This is a genomic window from Massilia alkalitolerans DSM 17462 (assembly GCF_000427785.1).
Lineage (GTDB): Bacteria > Pseudomonadota > Gammaproteobacteria > Burkholderiales > Burkholderiaceae_D > Telluria > Telluria alkalitolerans.
Genome location: NZ_ATYR01000003.1, coordinates 1 through 16,094 on the forward strand (window position 1 = coordinate 1; position 16,094 = coordinate 16,094).

General features: G+C 65.9%; 16 protein-coding genes. 9 read left to right on the forward strand and 7 right to left on the reverse strand.

Annotation, left to right across the window (positions count from 1 at the left end):
- Positions 1–291: 291 nt before the first annotated feature.
- The gene (locus YWC_RS0103900) at positions 292–1,857 is read right to left on the reverse strand and encodes a phospholipase D family protein (RefSeq protein ID WP_156923471.1); all 1,566 of its coding nucleotides are present in this window, start codon (positions 1,855–1,857) and stop codon (positions 292–294) included.
- A 3-nt stretch (positions 1,858–1,860) separates the two neighbouring features.
- On the reverse strand, positions 1,861–2,640 hold the full coding sequence (locus YWC_RS0103905; protein WP_027864201.1) for an enoyl-CoA hydratase: 780 nt from the start codon (positions 2,638–2,640) through the stop codon (positions 1,861–1,863).
- Positions 2,641–2,715: 75 nt separating this feature from the next.
- Between YWC_RS0103905 and YWC_RS0103910 the strand changes: the two genes are divergently transcribed.
- On the forward strand, positions 2,716–4,017 hold the full coding sequence (locus YWC_RS0103910) for an MFS transporter (RefSeq protein WP_027864202.1): 1,302 nt from the start codon (positions 2,716–2,718) through the stop codon (positions 4,015–4,017).
- A gap of 8 nt (positions 4,018–4,025) precedes the next feature.
- On the opposite strand, the gene mltA is transcribed toward YWC_RS0103910, so the two are convergent.
- Positions 4,026–5,261 carry a murein transglycosylase A gene (gene mltA, locus YWC_RS0103915; RefSeq protein ID WP_027864203.1) on the reverse strand — a complete coding sequence of 412 codons (1,236 nt, stop codon included), beginning with the start codon at positions 5,259–5,261 and terminating at the stop codon, positions 4,026–4,028.
- Positions 5,262–5,287: 26 nt separating this feature from the next.
- Between mltA and YWC_RS33295 the strand changes: the two genes are divergently transcribed.
- Positions 5,288–5,425, forward strand: a complete 138-nt coding sequence (locus YWC_RS33295; RefSeq protein ID WP_169728085.1) for a hypothetical protein — start codon at positions 5,288–5,290, stop codon at positions 5,423–5,425.
- A gap of 15 nt (positions 5,426–5,440) precedes the next feature.
- On the opposite strand, the gene apaG is transcribed toward YWC_RS33295, so the two are convergent.
- Positions 5,441–5,815, reverse strand: a complete 375-nt coding sequence (apaG, locus tag YWC_RS0103925) for a Co2+/Mg2+ efflux facilitator ApaG/CorD (protein ID WP_027864204.1) — start codon at positions 5,813–5,815, stop codon at positions 5,441–5,443.
- Positions 5,816–5,972: 157 nt separating this feature from the next.
- Here apaG and rpe point away from each other — a divergent pair, with 157 nt between their 5' ends.
- The 7 genes from rpe to YWC_RS32635 all read left to right on the forward strand — a co-directional run bounded on the left by rpe (position 5,973) and on the right by YWC_RS32635 (position 12,202).
- Positions 5,973–6,644, forward strand: a complete 672-nt coding sequence (rpe, locus tag YWC_RS0103930) for a ribulose-phosphate 3-epimerase (protein ID WP_027864205.1) — start codon at positions 5,973–5,975, stop codon at positions 6,642–6,644.
- The gene (locus YWC_RS0103935; protein WP_027864206.1) at positions 6,644–7,342 is read left to right on the forward strand and encodes a phosphoglycolate phosphatase; all 699 of its coding nucleotides are present in this window, start codon (positions 6,644–6,646) and stop codon (positions 7,340–7,342) included. Before rpe ends, YWC_RS0103935 begins: the two co-directional genes overlap by 1 nt.
- Positions 7,343–7,532: 190 nt before the next feature.
- The gene (gene trpE, locus YWC_RS0103940; RefSeq protein ID WP_027864207.1) at positions 7,533–9,029 is read left to right on the forward strand and encodes an anthranilate synthase component I; all 1,497 of its coding nucleotides are present in this window, start codon (positions 7,533–7,535) and stop codon (positions 9,027–9,029) included.
- Position 9,030: 1 nt separating this feature from the next.
- Positions 9,031–9,594 carry an anthranilate synthase component II gene (locus YWC_RS0103945; RefSeq protein ID WP_027864208.1) on the forward strand — a complete coding sequence of 188 codons (564 nt, stop codon included), beginning with the start codon at positions 9,031–9,033 and terminating at the stop codon, positions 9,592–9,594.
- A 161-nt stretch (positions 9,595–9,755) separates the two neighbouring features.
- A complete protein-coding gene (trpD, locus tag YWC_RS0103950) occupies positions 9,756–10,793 on the forward strand; it encodes an anthranilate phosphoribosyltransferase (RefSeq protein WP_027864209.1) in 1,038 nt (345 codons plus the stop codon).
- Positions 10,794–10,825: 32 nt separating this feature from the next.
- The gene (gene trpC / locus YWC_RS0103955; protein WP_027864210.1) at positions 10,826–11,626 is read left to right on the forward strand and encodes an indole-3-glycerol phosphate synthase TrpC; all 801 of its coding nucleotides are present in this window, start codon (positions 10,826–10,828) and stop codon (positions 11,624–11,626) included.
- 87 nt (positions 11,627–11,713) lie between these two features.
- On the forward strand, positions 11,714–12,202 hold the full coding sequence (locus YWC_RS32635; RefSeq protein ID WP_156923472.1) for an energy transducer TonB: 489 nt from the start codon (positions 11,714–11,716) through the stop codon (positions 12,200–12,202).
- 3 nt (positions 12,203–12,205) lie between these two features.
- Here YWC_RS32635 and YWC_RS0103965 read toward each other — a convergent pair whose 3' ends face one another.
- The 3 genes from YWC_RS0103965 to YWC_RS0103975 all read right to left on the reverse strand — a co-directional run bounded on the left by YWC_RS0103965 (position 12,206) and on the right by YWC_RS0103975 (position 16,076).
- On the reverse strand, positions 12,206–13,513 hold the full coding sequence (locus YWC_RS0103965; protein ID WP_027864211.1) for an amidohydrolase: 1,308 nt from the start codon (positions 13,511–13,513) through the stop codon (positions 12,206–12,208).
- Positions 13,514–13,594: 81 nt separating this feature from the next.
- Positions 13,595–15,424 carry a M61 family metallopeptidase gene (locus tag YWC_RS0103970; protein ID WP_027864212.1) on the reverse strand — a complete coding sequence of 610 codons (1,830 nt, stop codon included), beginning with the start codon at positions 15,422–15,424 and terminating at the stop codon, positions 13,595–13,597.
- 79 nt (positions 15,425–15,503) lie between these two features.
- Positions 15,504–16,076, reverse strand: coding sequence for a nucleotidyltransferase family protein (locus tag YWC_RS0103975; protein ID WP_211238941.1), 573 nt, complete (start codon positions 16,074–16,076; stop codon positions 15,504–15,506).
- Between the last annotated feature and the right edge of the window lie 18 nt (positions 16,077–16,094).

The window sequence follows — 16,094 nt, forward strand, 5'->3', positions numbered from 1 at the left end:
GGCACCTTCATCAAACGCCCACACTTATCGACTGTTGATTGTTAAAGAACTGTTGTTCTGTACTACCTTGCTGCACCGTGCGAAGCGTTGTGTTCGTCAGCAGCAGAGAAGTGAGATTATGCAGTGTTTCGCTTAACTCGTCAACCCCTCGTTCGCTTCGTTGCAGATTTTCATCTGCGAACCTTGTCAACTTAACCAACTGATTTCGTTGAACTTTTTCGGTCGCTACCGAAGCGGAGGCGAACTATAGCAAACCGCCCCACCGTCCCGCAAGGACTTCGTTGAAATTTTTTACAGGAGCCAGTCGATGGGCAAAAATGACAGCAACTGGACGCCTGCGCGCTTCCAGATGGTCGTCCCCGGCTCCTGGTCATGGCGCCTGAGTTTCCCGCCGGTACGCTCCAGCCAATAGAGCCGCCCCTGCTCGTCCAGGCGAACCTCATAGGCGGTTTCAGGAATCGCGTCGTCGAGTGTCTTGCCCAGCTGCCCGGCCAGTTGCGCACTGTCGATCACCAGGCCCATCTCGGTATTCAGGTCGATCGAGCGCCGGTCCATATTGAAGGAGCCGACGTACACTGCGCGGCCATCCACACCGAAGGTCTTGGCGTGCAGGCTCGAGGCGGAGCTGCCGAAGCGCCCCTTGCCGCGTTCCGGCAGCTCCGCTCCCCATCTGCGGCGCAGCTCGAACACCGAGACACCGGCCTCGATCAGCCCGCGGCGCCACTTGGCATAGCCGGCGTGCACGGCCGCCACATCGGTCGCCTCGAGGGAGTTGGTCAGCACGCGCACGTGCACGCCTCCGCGCGCGATATCGCCGAGGGTGTGCGCAGCATCCTTGCTGGGAACGAAATACGGCGAAACCAGGTCGAGCTGCCGCTTCGGCTCGCCCAACAGTTTGCGCAGGCCCACCGCCATGCGGTCGTCCGGATCGGCCTTGCCCAGCACTTTCGCCGGATCGTCGCTCACCAGACGCGTAGGGCTCCACTCCAGCGGCAGCTGGCCTTCCACCAACTGCTCGACGAAGGGCGAGGTCCGGATCGCCTCGAGGTAACGCTGGGCGGCAGGCCGCTCGCGCAAGGCGACCGCGCGCTCGGCCAGTGCGCCGGGACGCTGCGCATCGTCCGCATCGACCAGCGTCGTGACGGGATAGGCGGAAGTACTGTTCCAGTAGCGGTCGAAATCCTGCGACACGTCGCGCACCACCGGGCCGACCGCCAGCACGTCGAGGTCGACGAACAGCATGTCGCCCGCGACGCCAAAATATTCGTCGCCCACGTTGCGGCCGCCGACGATCGTTGCCTGGCCGTCCGCCGTGAAGGACTTGTTGTGCATGCGCCGGTTCAGCCGGCTGAAATCGGTGAGGTAGCCCAGGCTGCGCCAGCGACGCAGCGCGAAGGGATTGAAGAGCCGCACCTCGACGTTCGGTTCACGGTCGAGGGCCGCCAGGCTTGGGTCGAGTCCGGCGGTATTGTTATCGTCCAGCAGCAGGCGAACCCGCACGCCGCGCGCCGCGGCCTCGCGCAAGGCATCCAGCATCAGCGTGCCGGTCAGGTCGCCGCGCCATATATAGTACTGGACGTCGAGACTGCGCTCGGCGCTGCGGGCGAGCAGGACGCGTGCCGCAAAGGCATCGCGCCCGTCGATCAGGGGATGGATCCCGGAGCAGCCGGGATGCGCGGCCGCCAGTGGGGCGATGGCCTGCCCCAGCCGTGTAGTGTGGGTGCCGTCCAGAGTGAAGCTGGCGGCGCGCTGGCCCAGTGGCGGCAGCGCGCTGCAGCCGTAAGCCGCCACCGCGACCGCGATGACGACGAGCGCCGCCGCTCCTCGACGCAATGCCGGGAACGACGCCGCCCGCATCGCTTACATTCCTTCGAAGTTCGGCTTGCGCTTCTCGAGGAAGGCCGCCATGCCTTCTTTCTGCGCAGGCGTGCCGAAGCCGGCATGGAAGTAGCGGCGCTCGTAGCGCACGCCTTCGTTCAGCGGCACCTGGTAGGCCTGGTTCACGCAATCCTTGATCTGCATGGCGACCGATACCGGCATCTCGGCGATGCCCTGGGCCACCTTGACCGCCTCTTCCATCACGCTCTCGACCGGGTACACGCGCGACACCAGGCCAGTGCGCTCGGCCTCGGCGGCGTCGATCATGCGGGTGGTGAGCAGCATGTCCATCGCCTTCGACTTCGAGATCGCGCGCGGCAGGCGCTGGGTGCCGCCGGCGCCCGGGGTCACGCCCACCTTGATTTCCGGCTGGCCGAACTTGGCGCTCTCGGACGCGATAAGGAAGTCGCACATCATGGCCAGTTCGCAGCCGCCGCCCAGGCAGTAGCCCGACACCACGCCGATCACCGGCTTGCGGATGTTCAGGATGTGTTCCCAGTTGCGGCCGATGTAGTTGCCCGGGTAGGTGTCCGCCGCATAGGTGTAGTTCGCCATGGCCGCGATATCGGCGCCCGCCGCGAAGACCTTGTCGCTGCCGGTCAGGACGATGACGTTGACCGCCGGGTCGGCGTCGAACTTGTGCAGGGCATCACCCAGCTCGTTCATCATGTTGTCGTTCAGCGCGTTCATCGCCTTCGGACGGTTCAGGCGGATCACGACGACCTTGCCGTGGTTTTCGATCAGCAGATCTGCATATTCCATGTGGCTTTCCCTTGTGAGGTGGACGGATTGCCGGGATTGTAACGTCTCGCGCTCAATCAAACACGGTATGATTATTTGTTCAGCAATAATCTGTGCGAGATCACCATTCTTTCGTTCGGCAACAACTGGTTGCAAAAGCGCGTCTCCGCCGACTCGGTGATGCGCAAGCCCGACTTCCGCCGCTTCTGGTTCAGCAGCATCCTGGCACATTTCGGCGCGCAGATCACGCTGCTGGCCCTGCCGATCTGCGCGGTGCTGATGCTGCATGCGACGCCGGCGCAGATGGGCACCCTGGCCGCCTTCGAATCCCTGCCCTTCCTGCTGTTCGGCCTTCCCTCCGGCGTCCTGCTGGACCGCAGCCGGCGCCTGCCGGTCATCATGTGCAGCGATCTCATGGTGGCGATCGCGCTGGCCAGCGTGCCGCTGGCCTGGTGGCTGGACATGCTGACCATCCCCTGGCTGTATGCGGTCGGCTTCGTAATCGGCGCCGGCCATGTGGTGGGCGGGAGTGCGGAACAGGTATTCCTCACCTTCCTGGTCGGGCGCGACGGCCTGGTGGACGCCCAGGCCAAGTTCGCGGCCACTGAATCGGCCGCGCGCGTGGTCGGCCCCGGCATGGCGGGCGGCCTGGTGCAGCTGCTGGGCGCGCCGATCGCCATCCTGTGCAATGTGGCGGGTTTCATCATTTCGCTGCTCAACCTGCGCCGCATCCGCGCACGCGAGCCGCAGCCGCCGCCCTCGACCTCCCATCCGCTGCGCGACATCCAGGAGGGCCTGGCCTTCGTCTGGAACCAGCCGCTGCTGCGCACCCTGGCCTGGGTGTCGGCCTGCTGGCACCTGCTCTTTTATGGCTACACCGCCCTGCACGTGCTGTTCGCCACCCGCGTGCTCGGCATGACGCCGGGGACCATGGGCATGGCCAACATGCTGGGCGGCCTGGGCGTGCTGGCGGCCTCGCTGCTGGTCAAGCCGCTCTCGAGGCGCTTGGGCACCGGCGGCGGCATCCTGGTCGGCCTGTGCGTGTCGGCGTTCGGCTTCGCCCTGGTGCCGGCCATCCCGCCGGCGCTGTTCGGCAGCGCAGCCTGGACGGTGGCGGCCTACGCCATCGTGGTGTTCTGGATCGACTGCGGCGCTACGCTGTTCTTCGTGCCCTACATCGCCCTGCGCCAGCGCGTGACGCCCGATGCGGTGCTGGGCCGGATGGTGGCGACGATGCGCGCCCTGACCGTGGCTGCGGCGCCGCTGGGCGCCCTGCTGGCGGGCGGGCTGGGCGAAGGCTTCGGCGTGCGCGCAGGCCTGGGCTGCATTGCCGCCGGCGCCGTCCTGCTGGCGGCCGGCGGTGTATTCGGCACCCGCCTCAAAGAGGCGAAGGAGTAAGTCCGGAATTACTGCGCCGCGCGCGGCAGCAGCACCCAGACCGTGCCGCGCTGCTTCATCTTGCCGGCCCGGTCCATCGCGTCGGGGCCGAAGCCGTAGAAGAAGTCGGCCCGCACCGCGCCGCGGATGGCGCCGCCGGTATCCTGCGCCATCATCAGGCGCTGCATCGGCACCTCGCTGCCGGCTTCGGTGGTCGCCAGGTACAGCGGCGCACCGAGCGGCACGAAGGCCGGATCGATCGCCACCGAACGCCCCGGCGTGAGCGGCACGCCCAGCGCGCCCTTCGGGCCGAGCGAAGGATCCGGCAGTTTCTCTTCGCGGAAGAAGATATAGCTGGGGTTCACATTGAACAGTTCCTGGCGGCGCCCCGGATTGGCCACGATCCAGGCGCGGATGCCCTGGGCCGTGGCCTCCTCGGCGGTGAGTTCGCCCTGCTCCACCAGCCAGCGCCCGATCGCCTTGTAAGGATGGCCGTTCTGGTCGGCGTAGGCCACGCGCACGGTCTCGCCGGTGTCGAGCTGCACCCGCCCCGAGCCCTGCACTTCGAGGAAGAAGGCCTCGACCGGATCGTTCACCCACACCAGCTCCTTGCCGGCGAAGGGCGCACGCGCGATCTCGGCGCGGCTGCTGTACGGCACCACGGTCTTGCCGGACAGGCGGCCGCGCAGGCGCATGCCCTTCAGCTGCGGATACACACTGCCCAGGTCGACCGTGAGCAGGTCGCCTGGTACGCGGTAGAGCGGCGTCTGGTAGGCCCCAGCGCGCTTGCGCGAACCGTACAACATCGCTTCGTAATAACCGGTGATCAGGCCGGTGTCGGCGCCATCGGCGGCGCGCACCAGGTTCGGCACGAACCGGCTCTCGAAGAAGCCGCGCACCGCGGCGGCGTCGCTCCCGTCCACGGCGCGGGCCGCGGCGCACGCCGCTTTCCAGTCAGGCTTGCTGGCCAGGCCGCGGCAGGATTGCAGCAGGGCCGGCCAGGCCTGGCGCAGGTCGTCCTGTTCCCAGCCCGGCAGCGCACTGAAGGTGGTCGGCGTCATGAGCGGCGCCGGCGCCGGCGGCTGGGCCGGGACTGTCGGCTGCGCGGGCGCCGCCGGCTGCTCCGGCACATAGACCGGGCCGACCGGCGGCGGCATGCGCACCGGTTCGGCGGGCTTGGGCGGCTGCTGCGGCGTGGTCGAGCAGGCGCTCAAAAAGGCGACGAGGGCAAGCGAAGCGGTTACACTGCGGCGTGTCGATGGCATAAGAACAAATGGACTGAAGGACCGATATGTGGATCTTGATGGTGGAAGCCGGCGTGGCACTCTTCCTGCTCGTCTTTATCGTCTGGTGGACGATGTTTGCGGGCCGCAAGGACGTGCCGCGCGACGAGCCGGCACAGAAACAACGTGAGGCCGACGAACAGTAAGCTGTGCTGCGGTGATCAGTGCAGCGCGCCGGGCTGGGCCAGCACGAATTCCGGAATCGGCACTTCGAAGCGGTGGCCATCCTCGGCCACGCAGAAGTATTCGCCCTTCATCGAGCCCTGCGGCGTTGCCGACTGGGTGCCGCTGGTGTACTCGAACTGCTGGCCCGGCTGCAGCAGCGGCTGATGGCCGACCACGCCCAGGCCGCTCACTTCCTGCACCGCGTTGTTGGCGTCGGTGATGACCCAATGGCGCGAGATCAGCTGGGCGGCGATGCTGCCCGTGTTGGTAATCGTGATGGTGTAGCTGAACACGTACTGGTCCCGTTCCGGGTTGGACTGTTCGGACAGGTACTGGGTCCTGACCTTGACAGCGAATTCATAGGCGGGCATGGGGATTCCTTGCGTGATCGTCAATATTGGTGGAAGCGCCCTGTGTGGCACAAACGACAATCATACCGCGCGGCGGCTTTCCAAGTCGCCGCGGGCGCAGCGGGCATGCGCTTCATCAGCGTAAAATATCGGATTCTTTTTAACGGCACGACCTTTCATGACTACCTACCGCATCGCTCCCAGCATCCTGTCCGCCGATTTCGCCCGTCTGGGCGAGGAAGTGCGCAATGTCGTCGCCGCCGGCGCCGACATCATCCACTTCGACGTGATGGACAACCACTACGTCCCGAACCTGACCATCGGCCCGCTGGTGTGCCAGGCGATCCGCCCGCACGTGCAGGTGCCGATCGACGTGCACCTGATGGTCAAGCCGGTCGACCGCATCATCCCGGACTTCGCCAAGGCCGGCGCCGACATCATCACCTTCCACCCGGAAGCCTCGGAGCACATCGACCGCACCCTGCAGCTGATCCGCGATAACGGCTGCAAGGCCGGCCTGGTGTTCAACCCGCACACCCCGCTGCACTACCTCGAACACGTGATGGACAAGATCGACATGATCCTGATCATGTCGGTGAACCCGGGCTTCGGCGGCCAGTCCTTCATCCCGCAGGCGCTGAAGAAGATCGCCATGGCGCGCCGCATGATCGACGAGTCGGGCCGCGACATCATGCTGGAAGTCGATGGCGGCATCAAGGCCGACAACATCGCCGAAGCGGCCGCCGCAGGCGCCGACACCTTCGTCGCAGGTTCCGCGATCTTCGGCAAGCCGGACTACAAGGCCGTGATCGACGCGATGCGCGGCGAACTGGCCAAGGTCGGACAATAATGCGGGCCGGCGCAGCAGGCATCCGGGCCGCCATCATCGACCTGGACGGCACCATGCTCGACACGGTGCCCGACTTCGAGGCGGCCCTGAACGGCATGCGCGCCGACCTGGGCCTGGCGCCCATCACGCAGGCGACCATCAAGCCGCTGGTCGGCAAGGGCTCCGAAAAACTGGTGCGCGACGCGCTGCTACTCGACTGGGACGCGGCGCGCGTGGACGCGGTGTTCGACGAGGCGCTGGCCGGCTACCAGCGCCACTACCTCGCCATCAACGGCGAGCGCGCTACCCTGTTCGAGGGCGTGACCGAGGGCCTGCAGGCCATGCGCGCGCAAGGCCTGCGCCTGGTCTGCGTGACCAACAAGCCGATCGCTTTCACGCTTCCCCTGCTCGACCAGAAGGGCCTGGCGCCGTATTTCGAGCGCGTGTTCGGCGGCGATTCCTTCGAGAAGAAGAAGCCGGACCCGATGCCGATGCTGGGCGCCTGCGCCGCGCTCGACCTGCCGCCTTCACAAGTGGTGGCGATCGGCGACTCGTCCAACGACGCCGAAAGCGCACGCGCCGCCGGTTGTTTCGTGCTCACCGTCCCATATGGTTATAACCACGGACGGCCTATACAAGAAATTAATTCTGATGGTATAGTGAGTTCGCTGCTAGAAGCGGCAGAGCAGATATCTGCGCATAACCACACCGCAAAATAAGTTATCTATACATGTTTTTCACCAAAAAACACACTGTCAACCAGACCGGCGCCCTTGAGGCCTGGCTGTGGCGACGCTGGCAATCCTGGGCTAACTAACCCGTCCCCGATTGCTGTCGGCCGTGCTCGTCCGACAGGTTTTTTGAAGTGAACCACCGCCCTTCCCTCCCCTGGGCGGTCTGGAGAAAAGCATGACCGAACTCGAATTCAAATCGCTGGCCAACCAGGGCTACAACCGCATTCCTTTGATCGCGGAAGCCTTCGCCGACCTCGAAACCCCGCTCACGCTCTACCTCAAGCTGGCCCAGTCCCAGCAGGCCGGCAAGAACACCTTCCTGCTGGAGTCGGTGGTCGGCGGCGAGCGCTTCGGCCGCTATTCCTTCATCGGCCTGCCTGCCTCGACCCTGATCCGCAACAGCGGAAAAATGACCGAAGTCGTCAGGCACGGCGAAGTGATCGAGACGCACGAAGGCAATCCGCTGGAATTCATCGAGGCTTACCAGTCGCGCTTCAAGGTGGCCCTGCGCCCCGGCATGCCGCGCTTCTGCGGCGGCCTGGCCGGCTACTTCGGCTATGACACCGTGCGCCACATCGAGCGCAAGCTGGAAAACAGCTGCCCGCGCGACGAACTGGGCCTGCCCGACATCCAGCTGCTGCTGACCGAAGAACTGGCGGTGATCGACAACCTGTCGGGCAAGCTCTACCTGATCGTCTACGCCGACCCGGCCCAGCCGGAAGCCTATGCGAAAGCGCGCCAGCGCCTGAAGGACCTGCGCGTGATGCTGCGCCGGAGCGTCGATGCGCCGGTGACGTCCAGCTCCGTGCGTACCGAGGCGGTGCGCGACTTCAGCAAGGAAGATTATCTGAAGGCGGTGGCCCGGGCCCACGAATACGTGATGGCCGGCGACCTGATGCAGGTGCAGATCGGCCAGCGCATCCGCAAGCCCTACGTGGATTCGCCGCTGTCGCTGTACCGCTCGCTGCGTTCGCTGAATCCGTCGCCCTACATGTACTACTACAACTTCGGCGACATGCAGATCGTGGGCGCTTCGCCGGAAATCCTGGTGCGCAACGAGTCCCTGCCCGAGGGCGGCAAGAAGGTGACCTTGCGCCCGATCGCCGGCACCCGCCCGCGCGGCGCGACGCCGGAACGCGACCTCGAATTGGCCGACGAACTGCTGTCGGATCCGAAGGAGATCGCCGAGCACGTGATGCTGATCGACCTGGCGCGCAACGACATCGGCCGCATCGCCGACACCGGCAGCGTGAAGGTCACGGACCGCATGGTCATCGAGAAGTACTCGCACGTCCAACACATCGTCTCCAACGTCGAAGGCCGACTCAAGGACGGCATGTCGAACCTCGACGTGCTGCGCGCCACCTTCCCGGCCGGCACCCTCACCGGTGCGCCCAAGGTGCGCGCAATGGAGGTGATCGACGAGCTGGAACCGGTCAAGCGCGGCATCTACGGGGGGGCGTGCGGATACCTTTCTTTTGGTGGCGAGATGGACGTGGCGATCGCGATCCGCACCGGCGTGATCAAGGACGGCAACCTCTACGTGCAGGCCGCGGCCGGCATCGTGGCCGACTCCATTCCCGAGATGGAATGGCAGGAAACGGAAAACAAGGCGCGCGCCGTGCTGCGCGCGGCCGAACAGGTGCAAGACGGCCTGGATGGGGAGTTCTGACATGCTGCTCATGATCGACAACTACGACTCGTTCACCTACAACATCGTCCAGTACCTGGGTGAGCTGGGCGAGGACGTGCGAACGGTGCGCAACGACGAGATCACGTTGAAAGATATCGAAGCGATGGCGCCCGACCGCATCTGCATCTCGCCGGGGCCGAAGGCGCCGAAGGATGCCGGCATTTCGCTCGACATCCTGCGCGAATTCAAGGGCAAGCTGCCGATCCTGGGCGTGTGCCTCGGCCACCAGGCGATCGGCGAAGCGTTTGGCGGGAACGTCATCCGCGCCAAGCAGGTCATGCACGGCAAGACCTCGCTCATCGCCCACACCGGCGAAGGCGTGTTCAAGGACTTGCCGAGCCCCTTCACCGTGATCCGCTACCACTCGCTGGCGATCGAACGCGCCTCGCTGCCGGACTGCCTGGAAGTGACGGCATGGACCGACGACGGCGAGATCATGGGCGTGCGCCACAAGGAGTACGACATCGAGGGGGTGCAGTTCCATCCCGAGTCGATCCTGTCGGAACACGGCCACGCGCTGTTCAAGAACTTCCTCGCGCGCTGAGATATACCGTTATCCGATGAGTCGTCGTTCCCGCGAAGGCGGGAACCCAATTTTGCGTGACTAGCCACAAGCGCTAAAGCAATCGATACGCAAGCAACTTGGATTCCCGCCTGCGCGGGAATGACGGTCTTGAGAATACCTCATAGAAAACTGGACCCGCCATGCCGATCACCCCACAAGAAGCCCTGCTGCGCTGTATCGAACACCGCGAAATCTTCCACGACGAGATGCTGTCACTGTTCCGCCAGATCATGTCGGGCGAGATGTCGCCGACCATGGTCGCGGCCCTGACCATGGGCCTGCGCGTGAAGAAGGAAACCATCGGCGAGATCACCGCTGCCGCCCAGGTCATGCGCGAGTTCTCGACCAAGGTGCCGATGGCCGACACCACCAACCTGCTCGACATCGTCGGCACGGGCGGCGATGGCGCCCATACCTTCAATATCTCCAGCGCGGCAATGTTCGTCGCCGCCGCCGCCGGCGCGCGCGTGGCCAAGCACGGCGGACGCAGCGTGTCCTCGTCCTCCGGCAGCGCCGACCTGATCGAATCGCTCGGCGCCCAGATCGACCTGAAGCCCGAGCAGATCGCCCAGTCGATCGCCCAGACCGGCATTGGCTTCATGTTCGCGCCCAACCACCACGCCGCCATGAAGCACGTGGCGCCGGTGCGCCGCGAGCTGGGCGTGCGCAGCATCTTCAACATCCTGGGACCGCTGACCAACCCGGCCGGCGCACCCAACATCCTGATGGGCGTGTTCCACCCCGACCTGGTGGGCATCCAGGTGCGCGTGCTGCAGCGCCTCGGGGCCCAGCATGCGATGGTGGTGTGGGGCCGCGACAATATGGACGAAGTCTCGCTCGGCGCCGGCACCCTGGTGGGTGAACTGGTCGACGGCGAAATCCGCGAGTACGAGATCCATCCGGAAGACTTCGGCATGTCGATGATCTCGAGCCGCAACCTGAAAGTGGCGAATACGGCGGAATCGAAGCAACGCGTGATGGAAGCGCTGCGCGGCGAGCCGGGCCCCGCCACCGACATCGTGGCGCTCAATGCCGGCACCGCCCTGTACGCGGCCGGCGTCGTGTCCTCGATCGAGGAAGGCCTGGCGAAGGCGCGCGCGAAGATCGCGTCCGGCGCGGCCCTGGCCAAGCTCGAGCAGTTCGTCACCGTCACGCGCCAGCTCGGCGGTCACGCCTGAGCGAAGCAGTCAGCCAATGCATTGAGAGTCTTATGTCCGACATCCTGAACAAGATCCTGGCCGTCAAGGCCGACGAAGTGGCCGCGGCGAAAAAAGCGCGCGACCTGGCCAGCCTGCGCCGCGAGGTGGAGAGCGACCTGGAAGCACGCCGCGCCATCCGCGGTTTCGAGAACAGCCTGCGCAACAAGATCGCTGCCGGCCAGGCCGGCATCATCGCGGAAGTGAAGAAGGCCTCGCCCTCGAAAGGCGTGCTGCGCCCGGACTTCCAGCCGGCGGCGATCGCGCAAAGCTACGCCGAACACGGCGCGGCCTGCCTGTCGGTGCTGACCGACGTGCAGTTCTTCCAGGGCTCGGTGGACTACCTGCGCCAGGCGCGCGCCGCCTGCGCGCTGCCGGTGATCCGCAAGGACTTCATCGTCGACCATTACCAGGTGTACGAGGCGCGCGCGATGGGCGCGGATGCGATCCTGCTGATCGTGTCGGCACTGGACCACGGCCTGATGGCGGAACTGGAAGCCTGCGCGCTTGACCTCGGCATGGACGTGCTGGTCGAGGTGCACGACGGCGAGGAACTGACTGCGGCGCTCAAGCTGAAGACCCCGCTGCTGGGCATCAACAACCGCAACCTGCGTACTTTCGAGGTGTCGCTCGATACCACGCTGGGCCTGCTGCCGCGGATTCCGGCGGAGCGCCTGGTGGTGACCGAGTCGGGCATCATGGGACCGGCGGACGTGCAGCGGATGCGCGCGGCGAACGTGCATGCCTTCCTGGTCGGCGAGGCCTTCATGCGGGCGCCGGAGCCGGGCGTGGAGCTGCAGAGGCTGTTTGGCTGAGGCATCTCAGCGGAACTAAGGATGAATGGACAGCGTCGAAGCTAAGCGCCCCCGAGGCGTTAACCCGCGACGCTTCATTCATCCGCCATGAACATTTCTCTTCGCAGTAGTGCGCTATTCGCCGTCGTCCTGGCAATCCTGTCTGCTTGCGCCAGTTCCCCGCCTCCCGTTCCCGTCGAAGAGCGCAGCAGCATCGCCATCGAGCGCGAACCGACCGCCGCGCCAACTCCACCGCCATCCCTCACGCTCGACGCCTACAAGGCGCACGTGGCGCGCCACATCGTCCAGCACAATGCCGACCGTATCTTCAGTGGACGCCTGCCGCCGATGCTGCCGGCGATCGTGGTCGTCAACATCACGGTGGACCGGGACGGCCAGATGACAGACGTGCAGGTACAGCGCGCGCGCGACCCGGATGCGGCCAGGGTGGCGCTGGCCTCGATGCTGCGCAGCGGCCCGCTGCCGCGGCCCCATGGCCTGCTTGCCGCGCACAGCCGCGCGATGACCTTCTCGGAAACTTTTTTGTTTGACCGCGACTACCGCTTCCAGCTACGCACGCTGGCGGGACCGCAGTAGCCCTCAGCGTCCGAGGACGTTCAGGACGGCCAGGCTCATCGCCTGCGCCGCCGTTTTGATCGACGGTTCCGGCACTGGCGCGTAGAACGGCGAGTGGTTGAAGGCGATCGGTTTGCCGCCCGGGCGTTCAGCGTCGGCCACCGCTTTCGGGTCGTAGACGCCGGTGAAGAAGAACATCGAGGGCACGCCCTCGTTGACGAACAGCGAGAAGTCTTCGCTGGCCGTCATGGCCGGCATGCGCTGGGCGTTGGCGGCCCCGAAAGCGTCCTTGAACACGGCTTCGGTCTTGGCCACCAGCGCTTCGCTGTTGACGATGGCGGCGCCGCCACTGATCAGCTGGACGTCCGGCGCCGGTGCGCCGGCCATGGCGGCGGACGCGTTGGCGACCCGGCGCACGCCCTCCAGCAGCTTGGCGCGCACGGCCGGGCTGTACGAGCGGATGGTGCCGCGCACCTGCACATTGTCCGGGATGATGTTGCCCACCGTGCCGCCCTGGATGGCGCCGATGGTCACCACGCCGAATTCCTTCGGATCCTTCTCGCGGCTGACCACGGTCTGGACGTCCACGACGAAACGGGCGGCAATGAGGATCGGGTCGACCGACTTGTCCGGCGCCGAGCCGTGGCCGCCGCGGCCCTTGAACACGATCTCGATCGCGTCCGAGTTGGACGATACCGGCCCCGAGTTGAAGCCGACGGTGCCGTGCGCCAACGGCCAGGAATGCAGGGCGAAAGCGTAGTCGGGCTTGGGGAAACGCTTGAACAGGCCATCGTCCAGCATGGCCCTGGCGCCGGAGACGATTTCCTCGGCCGGCTGGGCGATGAAGACCAGCGTGCCTTTCCACTTGGCCTTCATCTCGGAAAGCGTACGCGCGGTGCCGAGCCAACCGGCCATGTGGACGTCGTGGCCGCAGCTGTGGGTGACGAAGCTCTCGGCGCCGTTGCTCACGGCCTTGGCCCGGCTGGCGTAGGGCAAGCCGGTCTTTTCTTCCATCGGCAGGCCGTCCATCTCGGTACGCACCAGCACCGTCGGGCCGGCGCCGTTCTTCAGGACCGCGACGACGCCGGTCTTGCCGACCTTTTCCGTTACCTCGAAGCCGAGCTTGCGCATCTCGCCGGCGAGCTTGCCGGCGGTGCGCACTTCCTGGAAGGCGATTTCGGGGTTGGCGTGCAGGTCCTTGTAGACCGTGTCGAGCCAGGGGTACATGGCGTTGACGCGGGTGGTGATGTCGGTTTTCAGTGGGGCGGGGAGCTGGGCGGAGGCGGAGGCGGTGCAGAGCGCGAGGACTGCGGCGGTCAGGGCGTTTTTCAAATGAGCCTCAATGCATGTTCGAGTTGAACGCGTGGGGTAATTCGGGCCAATGGCCCGAATTACGAGACGCCCACGTCGGGATTAAACAGCGCTTGGGCGCTTGAGGGCCGTCGACTTCTTGCCAGCGACGGCCTGCGACAGGGTGATGGTCGGCACTTTATCGCCCTGCAGCGTCACGTCGAAGGCCATCAGCTCGTCGCGGCGGAAGGCGTGCACGGTCACCTTGTCGCCGACGCGGTAGCGGCCGAGCAGCGTGTCCACGTTGGGCGGGTTGCCGCTGGCGCGCAGGCCGTCGATGGCGATGATGACGTCGTGCGCCGACAGGCCGGCGCGGTGCGCGGCGCCGCCTTCGTGCACCTGGGTCAGCTTGGCGCCCAGCGGGTCGCGGCCGATCCCGGCATCCAGCGAGGGCTTGCCGCCCTTGCGTTCGTCCACCAGCTTGACGCCGAAAGGCGCGTACAGCTTGGCCAGCGGCAGGTCGTCGGTGCCGCGCACCCAGCGTTCGAACTGGGTGCGCAGGCGCGTGCCGGCCACCTCGTCGAAGATCGCCTCGACCTCGGCGTCTGTCACGCCGCGGCCTGCGCCGCTGTAGAAGTCACGTCCGAAGCGTTCCCACAGGGTCAGCATCACGTCGTCCAGCGACTTCGCGCCGTTAGTCCTGGCGCGGATCGTCAGGTCGAAGGCCAGGCCGATCAGGGAACCCTTGGTGTAGTAGCTGATGATCGCATTCGGCGAGTTCTCGTCCTGGCGGTAGTACTTGCTCCAGGCGTCGAAGCTCGAATCGGCCACGCTCTGCTTGAGCCGTCCGCTGCCGCGCAGGACGCCGCCGACGGTCTTGGACAGCAGCTTGAGATAGGTCGCTTCGCCGATGATCCCGGCGCGCACCAGCATCAGGTCGTCGTAGTAGCTGGTGAAGCCTTCGAACAGCCACAGCAGTGGGGTGTAGTTCTCCACCTGCAGGTCGTAGGGCGCGAACACCGCCGGCTTGATGCGCTTGACGTTCCAGGTGTGGAAGTATTCGTGGCTGCACAGGCCCAAGAAGCGCAGGTAGCCTTCACCCGGCTCGGCGCTCTTCGGGCTGGCCAGGCTCGGCAGGTCTGCGCGGGCGCAGATCAGAGCGGTGGAAGCGCGGTGCTCCAGGCCGCCGTAGCCGTCGCCGACGGCCATCGTCATGAAGACGTAGCGCTCCATCGGCGCGCGTGTCGTGTGCGGCTCGAAGAAGGCGATCTGGGTTTCGCAGATGGCCTTCAGGTCGGCCTGCAGGCGCGCCATGTCGAGGTTGGGCACGCGGCCGGTAATGACGATGTCGTGCGGGATGCCGTGCGCCTTGAAGGTGGCCAGCTCGAACTCGCCCATCTCGACCGGATGGTCGATCAGTTCGTCGTAGTCGCTTGCTGTGTAGGTGCCGAAACCGTAGCGCTTGGCGCCCAGTTCCTTCATCGCGGTGGCAACACGCCAGCCCTTGGCGGCCGGGTCGCCTGGGCGCTGGATATCGACCTGGTGGGCCAAGGCTTCCTGGCCGATCACGCGCAGGAACACGCTGGTGCCGTTGAAGAAGCCATGGGTCTGGTCGAGGTGGGCGGCGCGGACCGACAGATCCCAGGCGTACACCTCGTAGTGCAGGGTCAAGGGACCGCTGGTGCGCGCCGCGCGCCAGGAGTGCTTGTCCAGTTTGCTCAAGACGACGTCCTGGCCGCCGCTCTCGGCGCGGATGCGCACGATGTTGCGGGCGAATTCGCGGATCATGTAGCTGCCCGGGATCCAGGCCGGCAGCGTGAATACCTGTCCCTCAGGGTCGGGGCTTGCAACCGTAACCGTGACGTTGAACAGGTGGCCGGCCAGGTCCTTGGGAACGATGGTGTAGAGGATGGCGGGCTGCTCGGGCTTCTTTTTTTGGGAAGGTTTTTTCATATCGATAGGTGATGCGGCCAAATATGCTCCCTAGTGTAATCGGATTCGATCACGACTGGAAAACAATGACAGGCATACATCACGCCGGCAGGTCGGCGGGCGTGTCGATGTCCTGCAGGATGCCGGGATCGGCCACGGGGATGTCTTGTACCGGATGCGCCTGCAGCAGCCGGCGCGCGCCCTGGTCGCCCTCCATCGCCAGCAGCGCGTCGCGGTGAACGGAACCGAAGGCGACCGGGTTGCCGCGCCTTCCGCCGACTACCGGCGCCGCAATCCCGGCGCCCGCCTGTACCGCCTCAACCAGCGCTTCCAGCGTGGATGCCGCCACAAAAGGCATATCCCCCAGCGCCACCAGCCAGCCTTCAGCCGGCAGCGAGTGACGGATCGCATGGGCCAGGGAGGCGCCCATGCCGGTATCGGCGTCCGGGCACACGGTGACCTCGCAGCCGAGTGCGCGCAGGATGTCGCCCACGCCGCCGTCCTCCGGCGGCACGACCGCGACGACGCGCGGCACACAGGCGAGCAGGCGGCGTGCGCTGGCGACGACCACCGGCTCGCCGCCGGGCAGCCGCTGGAGCAGCTTGTTACGCCCGCCCTCGGGGTCGAAGCGGCGCCCCCGGCCGGCAGCGAGCAGGATGCCGGTCAAGGACATGCGCGTCTGCGACATTGC